Source organism: Microbacterium sp. 77mftsu3.1 (assembly GCF_900100525.1).
Classification (GTDB): domain Bacteria; phylum Actinomycetota; class Actinomycetes; order Actinomycetales; family Microbacteriaceae; genus Microbacterium; species Microbacterium aquilitoris.
In genome coordinates this window covers 83,321-98,834 of sequence record NZ_FNCR01000006.1, presented here as the reverse complement: position 1 = coordinate 98,834, position 15,514 = coordinate 83,321, and the positions used below count along the sequence as shown (strand labels likewise).

At 68.4% G+C, this 15,514-nt stretch carries 12 protein-coding genes; 3 read left to right on the top strand and 9 right to left on the bottom strand.

Going from position 1 to position 15,514, the window contains the following annotated elements:
* Positions 1-52: 52 nt before the first annotated feature.
* Together BLR68_RS15255 and BLR68_RS15250 are read right to left on the bottom strand one after the other, a co-directional pair.
* Complete coding sequence (locus tag BLR68_RS15255) at positions 53-1,513, bottom strand: hypothetical protein (protein WP_018185920.1); 1,461 nt, start codon at positions 1,511-1,513, stop codon at positions 53-55.
* Between the two features lie 101 nt (positions 1,514-1,614).
* Positions 1,615-4,734: a hypothetical protein gene (locus BLR68_RS15250; RefSeq protein ID WP_018185919.1), complete on the bottom strand. Its 3,120-nt coding sequence runs from the start codon at positions 4,732-4,734 to the stop codon at positions 1,615-1,617.
* Between the two features lie 100 nt (positions 4,735-4,834).
* On the opposite strand from BLR68_RS15250, the gene BLR68_RS15245 reads away from it, so the two are divergent.
* The 3 genes from BLR68_RS15245 (at position 4,835) to BLR68_RS15230 (ending at position 9,007) form a co-directional block, all read left to right on the top strand.
* Positions 4,835-6,865, top strand: a complete 2,031-nt coding sequence (locus BLR68_RS15245) for a ribonuclease E domain-containing protein (protein WP_026302780.1) — start codon at positions 4,835-4,837, stop codon at positions 6,863-6,865.
* Entirely contained in the window at positions 6,862-7,791 is a 930-nt protein-coding gene (locus BLR68_RS15240) for a hypothetical protein (RefSeq protein WP_143015793.1), read from the top strand. Before BLR68_RS15245 ends, BLR68_RS15240 begins: the two co-directional genes overlap by 4 nt.
* A gap of 382 nt (positions 7,792-8,173) precedes the next feature.
* A complete protein-coding gene (locus BLR68_RS15230) occupies positions 8,174-9,007 on the top strand; it encodes a hypothetical protein (protein WP_018185916.1) in 834 nt (277 codons plus the stop codon).
* Between the two features lie 60 nt (positions 9,008-9,067).
* Here the strand turns inward: BLR68_RS15230 and BLR68_RS15225 are convergent, their stop codons facing one another.
* From BLR68_RS15225 to BLR68_RS15195, 7 genes are all read right to left on the bottom strand, one after another.
* Positions 9,068-9,361, bottom strand: coding sequence for a hypothetical protein (locus BLR68_RS15225; protein ID WP_018185915.1), 294 nt, complete (start codon positions 9,359-9,361; stop codon positions 9,068-9,070).
* A complete protein-coding gene (locus BLR68_RS15220; RefSeq protein WP_018185914.1) occupies positions 9,354-9,785 on the bottom strand; it encodes a hypothetical protein in 432 nt (143 codons plus the stop codon). The genes BLR68_RS15225 and BLR68_RS15220 overlap by 8 nt, the downstream gene beginning before the upstream one ends.
* Entirely contained in the window at positions 9,782-10,531 is a 750-nt protein-coding gene (locus BLR68_RS15215) for a DUF2637 domain-containing protein (RefSeq protein ID WP_081626414.1), read from the bottom strand. The genes BLR68_RS15220 and BLR68_RS15215 overlap by 4 nt, the downstream gene beginning before the upstream one ends.
* A 65-nt stretch (positions 10,532-10,596) precedes the next feature.
* Positions 10,597-11,229: a hypothetical protein gene (locus tag BLR68_RS15210; RefSeq protein ID WP_040570478.1), complete on the bottom strand. Its 633-nt coding sequence runs from the start codon at positions 11,227-11,229 to the stop codon at positions 10,597-10,599.
* A gap of 21 nt (positions 11,230-11,250) precedes the next feature.
* On the bottom strand, positions 11,251-14,688 hold the full coding sequence (locus BLR68_RS15205; protein WP_018185912.1) for a hypothetical protein: 3,438 nt from the start codon (positions 14,686-14,688) through the stop codon (positions 11,251-11,253).
* Entirely contained in the window at positions 14,681-15,172 is a 492-nt protein-coding gene (locus BLR68_RS15200; RefSeq protein WP_018185911.1) for a hypothetical protein, read from the bottom strand. The genes BLR68_RS15205 and BLR68_RS15200 overlap by 8 nt, the downstream gene beginning before the upstream one ends.
* Positions 15,173-15,188: 16 nt before the next feature.
* Positions 15,189-15,500 (bottom strand): hypothetical protein, encoded by a 312-nt coding sequence (locus BLR68_RS15195; protein WP_018185910.1) that lies wholly within the window; start codon positions 15,498-15,500, stop codon positions 15,189-15,191.
* Positions 15,501-15,514: the final 14 nt, after the last annotated feature.

Genomic DNA, 15,514 nt, shown 5'->3' with positions numbered 1-15,514 from the left:
GACGAGAGCACCCCGCGGATATCCGCGGGGTGCTCTCGTTTGGACGCTGTAGTCAGCGGACTTGAACAGCTGCCGAGCGCAGAACGATCGCCTGGAACGCCTTGTGACTGTAGCGGACATCGACCAGTACAGCCTTGCCCTTGTCGGCGTCTCGGCTCTTGTACGTGGCCGCGGTCGCTCCCTTGATCAGCTTGCCCCCGGAGTACCACTGGTAGGCCAGGTCGGTGCCCCCGGGCTGGGATGTCTTGGCCGACAGCACGCGGCCTGCCACGGCGGTACCTTCGATGCGCGGCGCCTCGGGGCGGAACGTGCCCTTCCCGATAGTGACCGCGGCGCTGGTCGTGGTTGAGACGTTGGAGTAGCCCGGGTGGCGGTGGCTGACCTTGACGGTGATCTTCTTCGTGAAGTGGGCGACCTGCGGGGTGAACTTCGCCCCGGTTGCACCGTCGATAGCCTTGCCGTCCGCGAACCACTGATACGAGTGCGTCATACCGGCGACCTTCGTCCGAGCCGTCGAGGTGAGGGTCTTCCCTACCGCGGGAACCCCGCTGACTGTGGGCGCTTCCGCCTGCAGTGTGCCCTGGCCGACGGCGACGGGTGCACTGGTGGCGTACGACGCGTTCACGTATGCCGGGTGCCCGTGGCGGACCTTTACCGTGACGGGCTTGCCGAAGTCGTTGAGCTTCGGAACGAAGGTCGCCGAGGTGGCCCCGGTGACGTCTCGCCCATCGACCTGCCACTGGTAGGCGTAGGTCATCCCGCTCATCTTCGTTCGGGGAGTGGCGCTGAGCGACTTTCCGACTGTCGCGGATCCCGCGACGACGGGTGCCTCGGCCTGCAGGTTGCCCTTGGCGACGTCGGACCCCGCTTTCACGCCCCTCTCATTCGGGAGCCACGCGCGGTTGCTCACGAGCACCCTAGCCGAGATGCGCTTGCCGAGGTGATCAGGGGTGAGACGAAGCCGCTCCCCCGTCCCGACCACCGTGGAGTTCGCGTACCAGGTGCGAGAGATGCTGCTTCCCGCGGGTGCGCCGGCGACCTCGATGCTGAGGTGTTCGCCGACCTTCATCGTTCCGACGAGCTTCGGGGCGTGGAAGCTCAGCGTCCCGTAGGTGATGTACTCCGTGGGTTCGGAGGTCACCGTGACGGGCCGCTTGCCAGGTTCTGCGACGGTGACGGCGACAGTCAGCCTCTTACCGGCATCCGCGTCGCGGGTCCGGTAGTCCTTGCCGTCGGCAAACGCGGTGACCTCGGTAGTGCCCGCAAACCATCGGTAGGTCACGAGAGCGTCGAGGGGCCACAGCCTGGTGATGGCGGTGAAGGTCCGATCGACCAGAGGAACGCCGTAGGTCTCGACGGCAAAAGCTGTGCCGGCTGCCTGTGTTGCCGGCGTGGCGGGCGTCGCGGCGTGGGCGATGGTCGGGACGGCGCTGAATGCGATCGCGCTGGCGGCGATAAGTGCGACGGCGCGCGCAGTGCGGGTGCGGGGGTGGACGATGGGACGTTCGGTCATGTGATGCCTCCGCATTCTCACCCTGCGGTCTGCGGGGTATGCAGAAGGGCCCGCCCCGGGTTATGACGACCGGTGGGGCGGGCCCTTCTGTGTTCTCTTACTTACTCATCCGCGCCGTGAACGGCAGCGAAGAGCTTCTCCGCGAGCACCGGGATGCCCGAGATGCGCTGCGAAACCTTGTCGGTCCCGGCGCTGTCGCCGAGCGTGGTGCGCAGCGCCAGCGAGTCCTTGCGTGCGGGCTTGCCCAGGGCGAGCTCCTCGGCGTACACCGACAGCCACGACTGCTGCGCGGTCTGGCCGTGCGGGATGAGCTCGGGGTACACGCGCTGGGCGGCCTTGAACGCTGCGGACGTCTCGAACAGAGCGATCTCCTGGTCGTCCTTCTTCCCGAAGTACCCGATGGCGTCACCACGCGGCACCCAGGTGGACTGGCGCAGGTCGTACTCCCAGCCGAGCGCCTGGTTGAGGCCGGCGACGTCGACACCGCCGACGTCGGCGGACCCGTCACGGACCGAGAACGGCGGAGCGCCGGGGGTCGTTGCGTTGCGCAGGTGCGCCTTGCCGGTGCCGAGCAGACCGCCGAGGGCCTTGAGCAGTGCGGAGCCGGGCGTGGTCGAACGGGCGCGGGTGATGCCTTCGGCTGCCAGGGCGTACAGCTCGCGGATGTAGCCGTCCTCGCCGCCGAGGCTGTCGAGGATGGAACTCGACTGGTCGATGCCAGCCCAGCGCGCGAGTTCGTACATGATGCTGAGCGTCAGCCCGAGCGAGGAGATCTGACCGACGAAGCGGCTGGCCTCCCCCGCGGGGATGTCGTGCTCGTCGCGCAGGACCGTGAGGGCGTTCTCGCGCTCTTCCTTCCAGGTGCGCTCGAGAGCGTCCTGGCGGTCGGCCCACGACCCACCGAAGCCGGTGTCGTCCTGGTGCCAGAAGCGGATCATCGCGGCCGACAGGCGGGCGGGGGCGCCGTCCTCATCGCAGAGGTCCACGAGCGCCTTCTCGCGCCACCGCTCGGCGGGGCCACCCTCCGCGGTGTCGTTGAACGCGCCCTTGGGGACGTTGAACACGAGCGTACGGTCCTGGATGGAGGGCACCGTCGGCGGGTTCTCCGCGGTGACGGCGAGCATCGCGATGGGGTTAGCGACCTCGCGCTGACCCATGGTGCGACCGTCCAGGCGGCGCTTGGCGGAGTTGTTGAACATGGCCCGGATGATGTTCTCCAGGTCCGATGCCTGCTGCTCGGCCTTGCGGCGGTCCGACTGCGGGGCGAGGTCGTCGATGATCCAGATGGGCGCCAGCGACACCGAGCTCTCGTGCGCACCGAAGGTGTCACCGGCCGAGCCGGGGAGGGCGGTGCCGGTCCACGTGCCCGGCTTCTGCTGCCAGGCGCGCATGATGAACGATGCGGAGTACGACTTGCCCGCACCCTTGGGGCCGACGAAGTACAGCGTCGTGCCGGGGTGCTTGGGGATAGTGGGTCGGTACATGGCGCAGAGGACGGCCACGGCGGTCGCGCGGTTGCGCCAGAAGCCGTTCTCGACGAACACCTGCAGCACGTCGGTGATGTCCTTGCGCACCTGTGCCTTGTAACCCTCGATGTCAGAGGCGTCGTAGTCGTCGATGACACCGAACTTCGTGGCTCCGGGGAGCACACGCTCGGTGACGCCGAGGCGGGTCTGCTTCGCGTCCTTCTCGTTGGCGGCGAGGATCTGGTTGCCGACGATGAAGGCGGGCTGGCCGTCGGGGACGGGCACCCATCCCATCGTGTTCCACGCGACGGCCGTCTCGACCTGGTCGCGCTTGTTCGCCTTGATGGCGCCCAGCCACTCGCGACCGTTGCGCGGGGGCCAGTCGGGGTGGGCAAGCACCTCGTTGGGCAGCTGCACCGCGTGGCGGGTCCAGTCACGGGGGTCTACGGCCATGAGGGTGGCGGGGCCGAACACCCGGTAGGTGGTGGGCTCGTCGTCGATGTCCTGGTTGCGGTCCAGGAGAGCGATTTCCACCTCGCAGGACGAGTCCTCGAGGAGGAGCTGCTGTCCGGCGTCCACGACCCCGTTGAGGATCTCGTTCTCGGTGGGGCGGCGGCTGGCGACGGTGGAGACCAGGCGTCCGCCGACGCGGGAGCGCGTGATCCAGTTGCCGCTGACGGAACCGGTGTTGGCGTTGGTGCTCTCGACGTACTCCTGCGCGATGGCGTCGTTGGAGGGGTGGATGCGCCAGTCGCCGTTGATGGCGTTGACCTCATCGGACTTCGGCTTCGCGGGCATCTGCGGGTTGGCGAGGTCGAGCAGGCTCTTCCAGTCGCCGATCTGGTCGAAGTAGTCGTCGATGCCGAGCTTGTCGTCGGGGTCCATCCCAGCCGCGAGCTGCGCCGTGGCGATCTCCGGACCGAACAGCGAGAGCAGCACCGGGGCGCCCTTGGATTCGCGGACGAACTTGAACATGTTGTTCGTCTCACGCCACACGTTCGCGTTGTCGGCGAGGTCACCGTCGAAGGCGACGACCACGCGCTTGTCGCGGAGGTTGATCTTGCGCCAGTCGGCGTCCTTGCCTGCCCAGGTGGTGACGGAGGCGGCGGACGCCACGACCGTGCGCGCCTTGGCGGGGACGCGGAGCATGAGCTGCTGGAGGCTATCTCGCGCCTCGTCGGTGGTCAGCACCCGGCCGTCGTCGTGGCGGATCTTCGAGAGCTGCTCGGTGGCATCGGCGCCGCCGTACGCGATGAGGTGGGCGGTCAGCGCGGAGTCACCCTTGAGCAGGCCCTCGGTGACGAGCACCTCCCCGGAGGACTCCATCCACTCGATGGGGGTGGCGGGGTGCACGTCGATGACCATGGGCTGGTTCGGGAAGAACTTGTACTTCGCCGGCTTCCCTCCCTCGGTGTAGACGGGGGTGGACGGGCGGTACTGGTAGACGGACGCCTTGACGGCGGACCCCTCATCGGCGACGGCTCGGGCGGAGAACCACGGCATCGCCAGCAGGTCCTCGTCCTCGGGGGCCACCAGGCGCACGAGCCCGTTCTTGATGGTCTGCACGCCGGCAGCGCCGCGGTACAGCATCGCGAAGGTTCCGGCGGATTCCTTGTCCGCGACAGTCCAGTAGCCGCGTGCGAGCGCGATGAGTGGGGCGACGCGTGAAGAGGTGAGCTTGCGGGCTCCGGAGCCGGTGATGCCTCCGTAGCTGGTCGCGTTCCAGGGGTTCGGGGTGTGGGTGTTGGTCGTCATGTGGCCGCCTATGCGCGAGCTCTGAGAGGTCTCTCGCGCGCGCGTACGTGCGCCCTGCGATGACAGGTGAGGGTCTGAGCACTTCGCGCATAGGGCGCGTATGTCCGCAACTCCCTCCCCCACCGTCGGTGTGGTCGGCGCGCCCGATGTCGCCGCCGCCCTCCGCGAGATCGGCTACACGGTCATCACCGGGGACACCTTCCGTGCCACGGCGATCGCCATCGCCAACGCCCTGAAGCAGTCCAAGTTCCACGTCGTCGTCGAGACGATGACCGAGCCGGGCCTGAGCCCCTGGGTTGCTGTCCAGCACACGAAGTCGCTCGGCGTGATCCTGCTGCCCACCGACCCGTCGGTCATCGGCCCCCAGATCCAGTCGGTCCCCCAGCTGGCCCTGCCGGCGAAGGTCAACGACCTGCTCGTGATGATGGGCGACGCGCCCGCGATGGCAGATGCCGGTGAGCGCGTCATCGCTGCTGGCATCAGCACTGCTCAGGCCCCGGTGGCCCCGGCTCCCCAGCCCGCCCCGGTCGTCTCGGCTGACCCGTTCGAGTCGCTCATCGCTCAGGCCTCCGGGTCGGGCGTCCCCGCGCCTGCTTCACCGGTCGCCCCCATCGCTCCGGTCGTCTCCGACCCGTTCGACGTCGCCGCTCCTGCAGCGGTGACGGACCCGTTCGAGGCCCCGGCCGTCTCGGATCCGTTCGACGCTGTCGCCGCCCCTGACCCCCTCGCGGTGGTCGCCGACGTCACTGACCCCTTCGACGGCCGTGACGACTTCACCTCGATGCTCGCCCAGGCGACCCTCCCGGACGCTACCCCCGGGGTAGAGGTCGCCGCGGACGCCCCACAGCTCGGCGCGCCGAACCCCGTCGCCGAGCGTGCGGAGGCGCCGGTCTTCGACCCGTTCGCCGCCGAGAGCATCACTGGCGCAGATGAGGGCGCCCCGGCCGGCGACCCCGACGTTCTGGCCGCGTTCCTCGGAGGTGCGGCCGAGCTTCCTCTCCTCGCTGTGGAGCCCGCCCCCGAACAGGTGACCGAAGCGGCGCCCGTTGAGGTGACTGCAGAGGACCCGGCCGCCCCGGAAGCCACGGACGACATCTTCGAGCTCGCTCGCGGCCTGGTCGCCACTGAGAAGCCCAAGTCGTTCGCCGGTCTGCTGCGCCGTCGCCGTCAGGTTGCCGAGCAACCCGAGACCACGGAGCCGGCAGCCGCGGATGTCCCGGAGCCAGAAGAGCCTCCCGCGCCGGCCGCTGCGCCCGTCACAGTCCCGGAGGTCATCTCCATGGCCCCCGCTGCCGTGGACGCGCTGGACGTCGCTGACCTGATGTTCAGCGTCCCGGCCGCTGAGGCTGCCCCGGCGACGCCTCCGCGGGAGCTGTTCTTCTGCGCGGCCACCGGTGGCGCCGGGACCACCACCCTCGCTCTCCTGACGGCTCAGACCGCAGCGGTCGCCGGCCTTCGTGTCCTGCTCATCGACGCGAACAGTCAGCAGGGCGACATCGCATCGGCGCTGCGAGTGTCCCGGGCGGGTTTCCCCGCCGTCGGGAAGGCCGAGGTCGGGAACCTCATCGTCTCCGCCGCTCAGCTCAACGCTGCACGCCCCGCATCCGCACCCGACGTCGCGTTCGACGTCATCCTCGCCCCCGCGCGCGGAGAGGTTGCCGTCGCGGCCTCCTCCGCTTACCGAGCCGCGATCGCTGACGCCCGCCAGGCATACGACCTCATCGTCGTGGACTCCCCCGTCCTCGTCGGCTCGGGTGAGTTCGAACGCGAGCTCATCCTGCCCGCCGTCACCGACGGCGCGTGGGCGGCAGGGCTCGTCGTCCACGACTACTCGGCCATCGCAGCCACCCGCTCCACCTTCGCGGCGCTGAACGCTCGCGGCCTGCCCGCAGAGCGCACCGTCATGCTCGGCTCCCGCTGGCCCGCCCGCGACCGCAACGCCGAGCAGTTCACCGCGATGTTCGGCGCCTACGGCATGCACGCCGGGTTCGCCTTCGACGACCCGAACGTGTCTGCGCAGAAGTCCGCCGGCAACCTCCTCGTCGGCTCACGCGCTCTCGCTCCCGCCCTCGCCGCGCTCCTGCGCCAGGTCACCGGCAAGGACGTCTTCACCGCGGGCGGTGAGGTATGAGGCACTCCGCGATGCTGACGCTGCCGCATCCCGACACCATGCGTGACCTCATCACCGAGGTCGCCTGGGGCGCCGCAGCCGCAGCCCACGAAGGCAACGGCCTGCTCATCGCCCTCCCCCACGCGGTGCAGATCAGCAAGTACGCCGCGGCGTATGTGCACTGGTCCCCGGGCATCGTCGTCACCCCCGGCACCGAGGTCACCTGGCACTACGTCGAGCGCAAGCAGAAGACCTCGGGGACCTTCATCGTCCACGACGTCGACGACATCGAAGGCGACTACCCCGCCGGCGCCGAAGCGCCCGTTGCCGCTACCCGCGGTCGCCTCATAGCGACGGGGAAGACCTCCCAGTTCACCCTCGTGCAGGCGCTCGAGAAGCACGTCACCCGTCTGCTCGAGGCCAGCAACCGTCTCGTCGCGCGCGAAATCGAAGGCCGCATCGGAGACGAAGCCGAGACGTGGGCGCCGACCCTCAACCACGGTGTCGCCGACGAGGTCGCCCTCGAGAGCCTGTCGACCGAGCTGCTGTGGGGCACCCCCGAACAGCCCGACTCCACCGTGCTGCGAATGGTCGAGCGCGCAGCGACCACCTCCATCAACAACCAGCCCCTCGGCTCGTGGTTCGACCGCAACCTCAGCGCACGCTGCGAGGAGGCCATCCGCCGGTACATCGACGACCCGCACATCGGTCGGAAGATCCGCCGACTGCAGCGCGAGCACCAGCCGGCCACCGTCGATGAGCTCATCGAGCTCTACCGCCGGGTGAACCCGAAGGAGTCCGTCGGCCGGGAGCGGGTGTTCAAGGCCCTCTCCGCGGACAAGACGCTCAACGCGGTCTCGCACTCGCTGTCGCTGGTCGTGAACGTCCGCGAAGGCGACGAGAGCGCCGATGTAGAGGTTTCCGACGAAGAGCAGGCCGCCGAGTGAGCCTCGCTTTGGCGAATGCCACGAAGAAGGAAGCTTCGCGCATCAGGGCGGAGCAACTGCTCTCTCTGCAATCGGGGCTCACCACGATCCCCGACCTCATCCTTGCGGCTTCCAGCGAGGACTCCCGCGCTCTCCGGCGCATCACCCTACGTCAGCTCCTGATCAGCCAGGAGGGCTGGGGCGAGGCCCGGGTTCACAGCGTCCTGTCCCGCACCTCCTCCCTTCTCGGACTCGATCCGACCAGCCGTCTCACCGTGGCGTGGCTCATCGACGCCCGCGCGGGTGGTCGGCGACTCCGAGCGTTCGCTGACGCGCGATCCGCGCGCGTCACGCCGTGGACCGGTTTTCCGTACGCCCCCCTGCCCGCAGGAGGGGGCAGCGCATGACCGATATCAACAACGCAGAGTTCAACGCCATCGTCATCCGTGCAATCGGATCTGACACCCCTGAGGCCAAGAAGCGGGCGGTGAACGAAGCGCTCGCGCTGCTGTACACGACCGACACGCTCAAGAAGTGGGCCCAGTCCATCTCCACCGGTCGCGGCTACCGCGACACGCACGGTGTCCACGACATCGAGCAGGTCATCGCCGAGAAGGTGCTCACGAGCCTGCGGGAAGCGACCCCGGACCGCAGCAACCGCATCACCGACTGGTTGCGGTTCCTGCACGGTCTGGCGGTGAACGCGGTGAAGGACTACCTCGCCTCGTCACAGATGACGGTGGCCTCGAAGATGAGCGGGCTGGTCAAGCGCCGCGACATCATCCGCCGCACCTCGAAGGAGCTGCTGGCCAAGACCGGGAGCGAGCCGACCCGACAGGAGATCATCGACGCCGCCAACGCGTGGGCGATCGAGCACCACAAGGACGCCCGCAAGCAGGGGCTCCTCATCAGCGAGGAGGACTTCGCTCCCGCTGGCATGCACGCGATGTCGCTGGACGAGGAGCCGTACGCCGGCCCCGCCACCGAAGGCGATGCCGAGTCCTCCGCCGAGGCGCAGCTGGCGCTGGACCGCGTCAGGAAAGTCGCCGAGGACCTCTTCCCCGGTGACATCTCGCTGCGAGCCGTCGTCGACGCGTGGGTGGGATGCATCGCGGCGGCCGAGCGCCCCTCGCAGGCCAACATCGTCAAGGTGACGGGCCTGTCGGCGACCGTCGTCCGTGGCGCGCTGGCGAACCTGAACGACGTCCTCGACGAGGTCCGCGACCTCTTCGCCTGAGGCCCATGAACGGCAACACCGCCGGCGCTCCTGCCCCGGCGGTGTTTGGTGCGCCTGCGGTCAGGTGCGAACGGGCTTGGCGAGGGCGTCGAACCAGTGCCCGTCGACCTCCACGAAGTTGCGGATGCCGTTGCCGCCCATGACCGCTTCGGTGGCGGCGTCCCAGTCGATGTGACGGTACGGCCAGCCGTCGAGCGGGATGTGCGGGGAGTCCATTCGAAACAGTGCACGAGCGAGGTCGCTGAGGGAGTCGAACTTGCCGAGGTAGCGATCCATGAGCTCGCCGTCGTCGGGGACGCGCGGGCCGATGGTCAGCTTCTCACGTGCCTTCTCGATGGTGGTGTCGTCAAGCAAAGTCGTGCACCTCCTGGGGCTGGCGGGTGGCCGGGGCGTCGAAGTCCGGCATGTCGTCGAGGTCGGGCTCCACCGTCGGCTGGACGGGGGTGACGTCGGGGAAGGAAGCAGGGGTGGGGTCCGGGGCGGGCTGATCCTCAGTGGCCAAGCCGCCGTCGTCTTCGTCCTCTTCGTCGCCTGCCATCGAGGGCAGCCCGAGCATCGCGCGGACGACGTGCTCGTCCTCTTCCGACCACTTGGAGCGGTCGCTGTTGAGGTAGGCGATGACGTTGGCGGTCTTCATGCTCTGCGCCTGCGCGAGCCGCGAGAAGATGGCGGCATTCGCGTCGTGACGTTCGGCTGCCAGAGGGTTGGCTCGACCGGCCTGGTCAAGCTCGGAGAGGGAACGGGCGACGAGGTCGGTGACCTTGATGGGGCTGCTCATGCTCGGACTCCTGCCGGGAGAAGAAGGCTGGTCGTGGGTCGGGGCGCGGGGGTCTCAATGACGGGCTCGGGCTCGGGCGTGACCTCGGGCTGAGCCGCGGCCTCGGTGGGCTCCGGTTCAGGGAGCGGGGGTGCCGCTGGGATGGGCTCCTCCTCCTCCTCCGCGAAGACGGACGGGCGCCCGAACAGCGCCTCGAGCTTCGGGTCGGGACCCTCCTCGTCTCCCGCTTCGGGGTGTGTGGCGCCGAGGGCGTCTGCGACGTCGGCCTGGGCGAACTGGTCGCCCTCTTCGTGGTTCATGAACACCAGGCGGGTGACCTCGTGGGCCGCCAGGAGCGCGCCGATGGGGGCGACTGCGGCCATGGCGATACCGCCGTAGACCTCCGGCATCCCCCACTGCCACTGCCATCCGCTGCCGACGTGAAGCGTGTTGACCGAGACAGACAGCCCGGTGAAGAAGATGAGCACTCGCATGGCGTGGTGAGCGAACTTGTCGATGCCGCGCCAGCGCCAGATGGCGTAGGAGGCTGTGTAGACGAGGATGGGCCCGTCGATGATGACGGGCGCGAGCCACCAGAAGTCCTGCGGGTTGTGGGTCCACTCGGCTGCCTCGTAGAGCGCGATGAAGCTGAATGCCATCGCGGCGAGCATGACGATGAGGACGAGGACGATGACGAGGTATCCCACGAACGGCCGGTCAGGGCTGACGCGGGCACCGCGGGGCGCAGGGGGCGCTGGAGTAGTCATACGAACCCTATGCGCGGTGCGGGGTCCGGGAATGTGACAGGCCCCGCCGAAGCGGGGCCTGTGGGTCAGCCGCGGGAGCTCATCCGAAGCTGCCGGATGAGGGCATTCTCGCGGGAGTAGAACATGTCCGGCATGAGTTCTTCCAGCTGGTAGCGGTCCCAGAAGTTGTGGGCCGTCCACCGTGAACCGTCCTGGCTCTCGTGGAGCTCAGTGTTGGCTACGGACTCACGGTCGTGCTGGTCTCGGAGGTGAATCCGGTTCTGCATGATCTGCGCCGCGCGCGCAACCTTGCGTACCAGCCCACCGGGGATGCGGTCTGGTCGACCCCGCCGGAGCTCGTCCATGAATCGGTCGTGCTCGGCGAGCCGTGCTTTCCTCAGTCGATCGTTGTCACCGGCGGCCTCAGCGATCGCGGCACGCCCCTCGTTGCTGTTTCCCCACAGCTCCAGATGCTCGCGAACGATCGGCACGGCCCACGAGTCCCACTCCTGGGCATAGCAAGAAGCGAAGTTGGTCAGCGCTTCGTCGGAGATGGGCTGAGTGGTCCAGAACTCGACGTACTGCGCGGCCCCTCCGGGCCACTCGCTCGGCGGGAAGAGGAATGAACCATCGACGGTTTCAGCCAAAACGACCTCCGGGTAGCTGTGGGGCTTCTCCCCATACTGCCCGTTGTTCTCGCGTGGCTGCATATCGCTCATGTTCAGGTGCCTCTTTCAGCGTCAGATGTCACTCGCGCGCAGAACCGGCGGCGCGGCGCTCGTCATGGATGTACTCGGCTTGTTCATCTTTCGCGACGCCACGCGGGCGGTGATGATGTCGTTGAGCTGAGCCTGCTTGGCCATCTTGCGGCTGGCGGCCTGCTCGCGTGCCTGAGTGACGCCTCGCTTGGCGGCCACGGCGACCACAGCGGTGCCTACGACCGGGTTGCCGAGGGCTGCCAGGGTGACACCGGCGGCGACGGCTGCGCCCTTGGTGACGGTGCGACCCTTCTCTGTGCGGGTCTTCGCGATCGCGGCGGCCGCGACCTCGCGGGCCCGAGCGGTGCCCTCAGCCGTGCGGTGGGTGGCCAGGCGCGCAGCGTCCACGGTGGCGTGCGCAGCCTTCTGCGCGGTGGCCTTTGTCGCCTCGGCTGCCCCGAGCGCAGTGGTCGCAGGGTCAGCTCGGAACTCGAGCACCTTGGTCTTCGCTTCGGCCCATGCGAGCTGAGCGCCCGCTGCGGTCTTCGCCTTCGCGTCACCGGCTGCGGCCACGGTGGCACGGCGAGCGTTGACGTGGGTGTCGCCGACCTTCTTCACTGCGCCGACGACGGTGGCCTTGGTGCGCTCAGCCAGCGGGGGCAGCTCAGCCTTGGCGGCCGCTCGTGCTTCATTCTTCTGGCGGGTGGCGGTCTGCTTCTCCGTCCGCGCGGTCACCTTGGCCTCGCGACGCTGCGCAGCGGCGAGCTTGGTGGCCTGGACCTTGCCCTCTGGGGACAGGTCCTTCCACTCAGCCATCGGGGTCGCCGCGCCCAGGGCGCCGGCGGTGTCGCCCGGGGCGACCATGAAGTCGTCCATGGTGGGCCGGTTGATGAATCCGACCTTCCCGCGGGCCTCGGGGGTGAGCATCGACTCGCTGTCGACCTCGCCGGAGGCGACGGCAGCCTGCAGCGCCTCAGCGCCGGCGGTGTGGCGGGCTTCGAGCTTCCCGCGCAGGTTCGCGATGCCGCGGTCCAGCGCGCTCGGGTTCTCCTCGCGCCACTGACGCTTCGCGTCACGCTGCAGCTGCCGCTTCGACTCCGCGGAGAGGTACTTCGTCGCTTCGTGAGCTCGCTCTGCGGACGCCTCAGCCTGCTCCGGGGAGAACGTCACCGACTGGCGGCCCGGGGCGAGCAGGCCACCCAGCAGGCCGCCGCCGGCACCGCCGGAGGCGAGGGTCCCTGCACCACCCGTAGCGGTGGGCGCCGAGGACGAGGCAGCCGCAGACAGGGGTGCACCGGCGTCGCCAGCACCCATCCGCGGGGCGTCGACCCCGGCCGCGGCGTCGGACGCGGTCAGCTGCGAGCTCAGGATGTCGTTGCCTGCCTCGGCGGTCTCGCTCTTCCGGTCCGAACGGGTACCGGCGTTACCTGCGCCCTTGCGCTGGGGGCCCTGGCCAGCGCCGCGCTGGAACTGCGGCGGGACCATCCAGCTAGTGAAGCGGTTGCTGCCGAGGGCCTTGTTGCCGGCTGCGGACATGGCCTTGTTCTGCAGGCGGTTCATGAGGCCAGCACCGACCGCGCCGCCGATGGCCCCGCCCGCGGTGCCCCAGGCGAGTGCGCCCTTCGGGGTGACCGGGGAGGGCATCTTGAACACCTTGGTGAACAGGAAGTGCACCGCGACAACCGCGATGATCGGGGACATCGAGACCCACATCATGGCGCCGATGGATCCAGCCGAACCCCAGATTGTCGCGAGCGACGAGATGATGAGAGCGACGGTGGCGAGGATGGCCAGCAGCAGCGTCGAACCGAACGCGAAGATCGTGACGCCGAGGAAGCGCTGCAGAGGGGAACGCATCGTGTCGCCGACCGAGTCGTTCTTGAACAGGCTGACCGTCAGCAGAATGAACATGCCAGCCACGAGGATGAGCATGAAGATCTTGCTCGCTGCCACGGCGAGGGCCATCAGGCCGAAGATGCCTGCGGCGATGACAGCACCGATGACGAAGACCATGCTCGAAGAGACCGAGCCGAGCGCTGCTCCCGCGTCCCGGCCGTGCAGGGAGCTGAAGAAGTTGAGGACGGCATCGTTGCTGGTCTTCGCTCGCGCGGCGTCCATGCCGTCGATGTTGAAGGCGCCGCCGGCGACCGACTTCATCTCGTCAGCGTTCTTCGCACCGAACGCCGCCTGGCACGCCTCGGGCGTAATCCACGTCTGGCCGTCCTTACCGGAGAAACCGTTGCGGACGGTGAAGCTGGTTGCGTTGGCGTTCGCCGGGGCGCAGGCGGCCCAGGCGACCATCGCGGCGTCGTTGGCGTCGTTGTCGGTGGTGTCCTGCAGCATCGGTACGTCGAGGGCTGCGAACGGCGTGTTCCGGCTGATGTCGTTCCACGGGATCGAGTACATGTCCCCGTGAACGCCCTGGGACATCAGTCGCGCGCGGCTGTAGGGGCTGGCCGAGGTGGTGCGCTCGAGCTGGCGGCAGGCGACTTCCTTCGCGTACGGGTTGGAGTCACCGAACTGGACGACGGCGTAGGTGTTGTACGCGGTGGAGATCCACATGGAGTTCATCGCGAGGGCCACGGCCTTCGCGCCGGCGGTGGGGACCGCTTCGTCCGCAGCGCGGAAGGTGCCGCTGATGAGGGCGGCGCACGACCAGGACTTGGTGGCCTTGGCGCTGTCGGTCGAGCTCGTGAGGATGGGGACCATGCCGTCCATGACGGCGGCAACGGCGGTGGAGGCCATCCCATCGACGGTGCCGGTGACTGCCCCGGCGATCCACACAGGCGACCCAGCTCGGGGCTTGTAGCTGTCGGTGGGAGCCCCGGCGGTCCCGGCGGCAGCCTGGGTTCCCATCATGGTGATGAGGCCGAACACGACGGCGGCCTGGAAGAGCTTGCCGAACGGCCGGGTGCCCGGGCGACGCATCGCGCGCCACATGACGACGACGATGAGGAACACGATGATGAGGGCGAACAGGACGGGCTGACCGGTGATGGCCTTGCCGATGACACCGGATACCTTGTCGATCTGGAATCCGAGCTGCGAGTCGAGGGGGCTGAAGCCCATGGCCTGTCGGGACCAGTCGGAGGCGAGCTTCCAGGCTTGGTTGCCGGAGTTCATCATGATGCCGGCGGTCGCGCGGGACATGGCCGCGTTGGAGGACTCGATCGGGTTCCACGCGTTCAGGCGCGAGTGGTAGTTCATCTCCGTCCACCGGTTGGTGGGGAGGTAGGTGCTCTCCGCGTACTTCTTGTCCCGCGCGTCAGGGTCCGTGTTGAAGCACCCGGCGTAGGAGCACTGGTCGTCGGGGATGGCGCGGACAATGTCACCGGCGACGATGCCAGCGGGGGCCGCAGCGGGGGCCGCAGCGCTGACGCTGACGGCGGCCGCCTGCGGCGCCGCGGTGCCGTACAGCGCGGAACCCATCGTCGTGAAGGCGACGATGGGCAGGAGCAGGAGGATGAGCAGCTTACGCATGTGCTGTGCTGGCCTTTCCGGAGCCACCGTTCACAGGGTGGCCGTCAGGAGCGGAGAGTGACTCGACGGGCGCGGCGAGCACGTACTGGGGCGTGAAGAAGCTGACCTGCGGCTTAGGGATGGGCTGGCCGCAGATGTAGAGGGTCCGCTTCTCCTCTTCGGCGGAGCGCCGGTCGAGGATGGCGCGGTAGTTCCGCAGTTGAAGACCGCGCTTGGAGCGCTGGTCGATGAGGTAGAGCCCGGCGGCGACGCAGATGACCGGCGCGACGAGGGATGCCAGCGCGTACGCGGGCAGGAACATCGCGATGATGGCCCACAGTGCCGCCGTCACGGGGAGGCTCACCACCAGAGATGCACCGATCACATAGGACGTGAAGAGGTTCAGCTCGTAGTTGCGAACGAAGAACACGCGTTCGGCGTTCTTCTTCCTCCCCGTGAAGGAGGTCAGGTCATACGCGGCAGGCGCGGTCGTTTCCTCGGGCATGGCACGACACCGCGCCTCAGCTGAGGGTCTGGGTGACCGTCTTGAGGATCGTGTCGACGAGGCCGATGATGGCCTGGATGACGCGCAGGACCGTCGGGATGAGGAACGCCGGCGCGGTCAGGAGCAGGCCAACGCCCATCGGCCACCAGGGGAAGCCCTGCATGGCGTTGCCACCGCCGCCACCGCCGCGGGTCTTCTTCCAGAACCACGAGAACAGGAACCACGCCATGATGGCGCCACCTGCGATGGCCAGGAGCGTGCTGACTCCGGCGGAGTTGGGGACGGCGTTCCAGAACTTGTTCCAGCCGTCTACGAGCTGATTTCCCATGTGAGTTTCCTTCC

Excerpts from the sequence above, each read along its gene's own strand:
- BLR68_RS15255 (WP_018185920.1), bottom strand. The coding sequence starts at position 1,513 with ATGACCGAACGTCCCATCGTCCACCCCCGCACCCGCACTGCGCGCGCC.
- BLR68_RS15250 (WP_018185919.1), bottom strand. The coding sequence starts at position 4,734 with ATGACGACCAACACCCACACCCCGAACCCCTGGAACGCGACCAGCTAC.
- BLR68_RS15245 (WP_026302780.1), top strand. The coding sequence starts at position 4,835 with ATGTCCGCAACTCCCTCCCCCACCGTCGGTGTGGTCGGCGCGCCCGAT.
- BLR68_RS15240 (WP_143015793.1), top strand. The coding sequence starts at position 6,862 with ATGAGGCACTCCGCGATGCTGACGCTGCCGCATCCCGACACCATGCGT.
- BLR68_RS15230 (WP_018185916.1), top strand. The coding sequence starts at position 8,174 with ATGACCGATATCAACAACGCAGAGTTCAACGCCATCGTCATCCGTGCA.
- BLR68_RS15220 (WP_018185914.1), bottom strand. The coding sequence starts at position 9,785 with ATGAGCAGCCCCATCAAGGTCACCGACCTCGTCGCCCGTTCCCTCTCC.
- BLR68_RS15215 (WP_081626414.1), bottom strand. The coding sequence starts at position 10,531 with ATGACTACTCCAGCGCCCCCTGCGCCCCGCGGTGCCCGCGTCAGCCCT.
- BLR68_RS15210 (WP_040570478.1), bottom strand. The coding sequence starts at position 11,229 with ATGAGCGATATGCAGCCACGCGAGAACAACGGGCAGTATGGGGAGAAG.
- BLR68_RS15205 (WP_018185912.1), bottom strand. The coding sequence starts at position 14,688 with ATGCGTAAGCTGCTCATCCTCCTGCTCCTGCCCATCGTCGCCTTCACG.
- BLR68_RS15200 (WP_018185911.1), bottom strand. The coding sequence starts at position 15,172 with ATGCCCGAGGAAACGACCGCGCCTGCCGCGTATGACCTGACCTCCTTC.
- BLR68_RS15195 (WP_018185910.1), bottom strand. The coding sequence starts at position 15,500 with ATGGGAAATCAGCTCGTAGACGGCTGGAACAAGTTCTGGAACGCCGTC.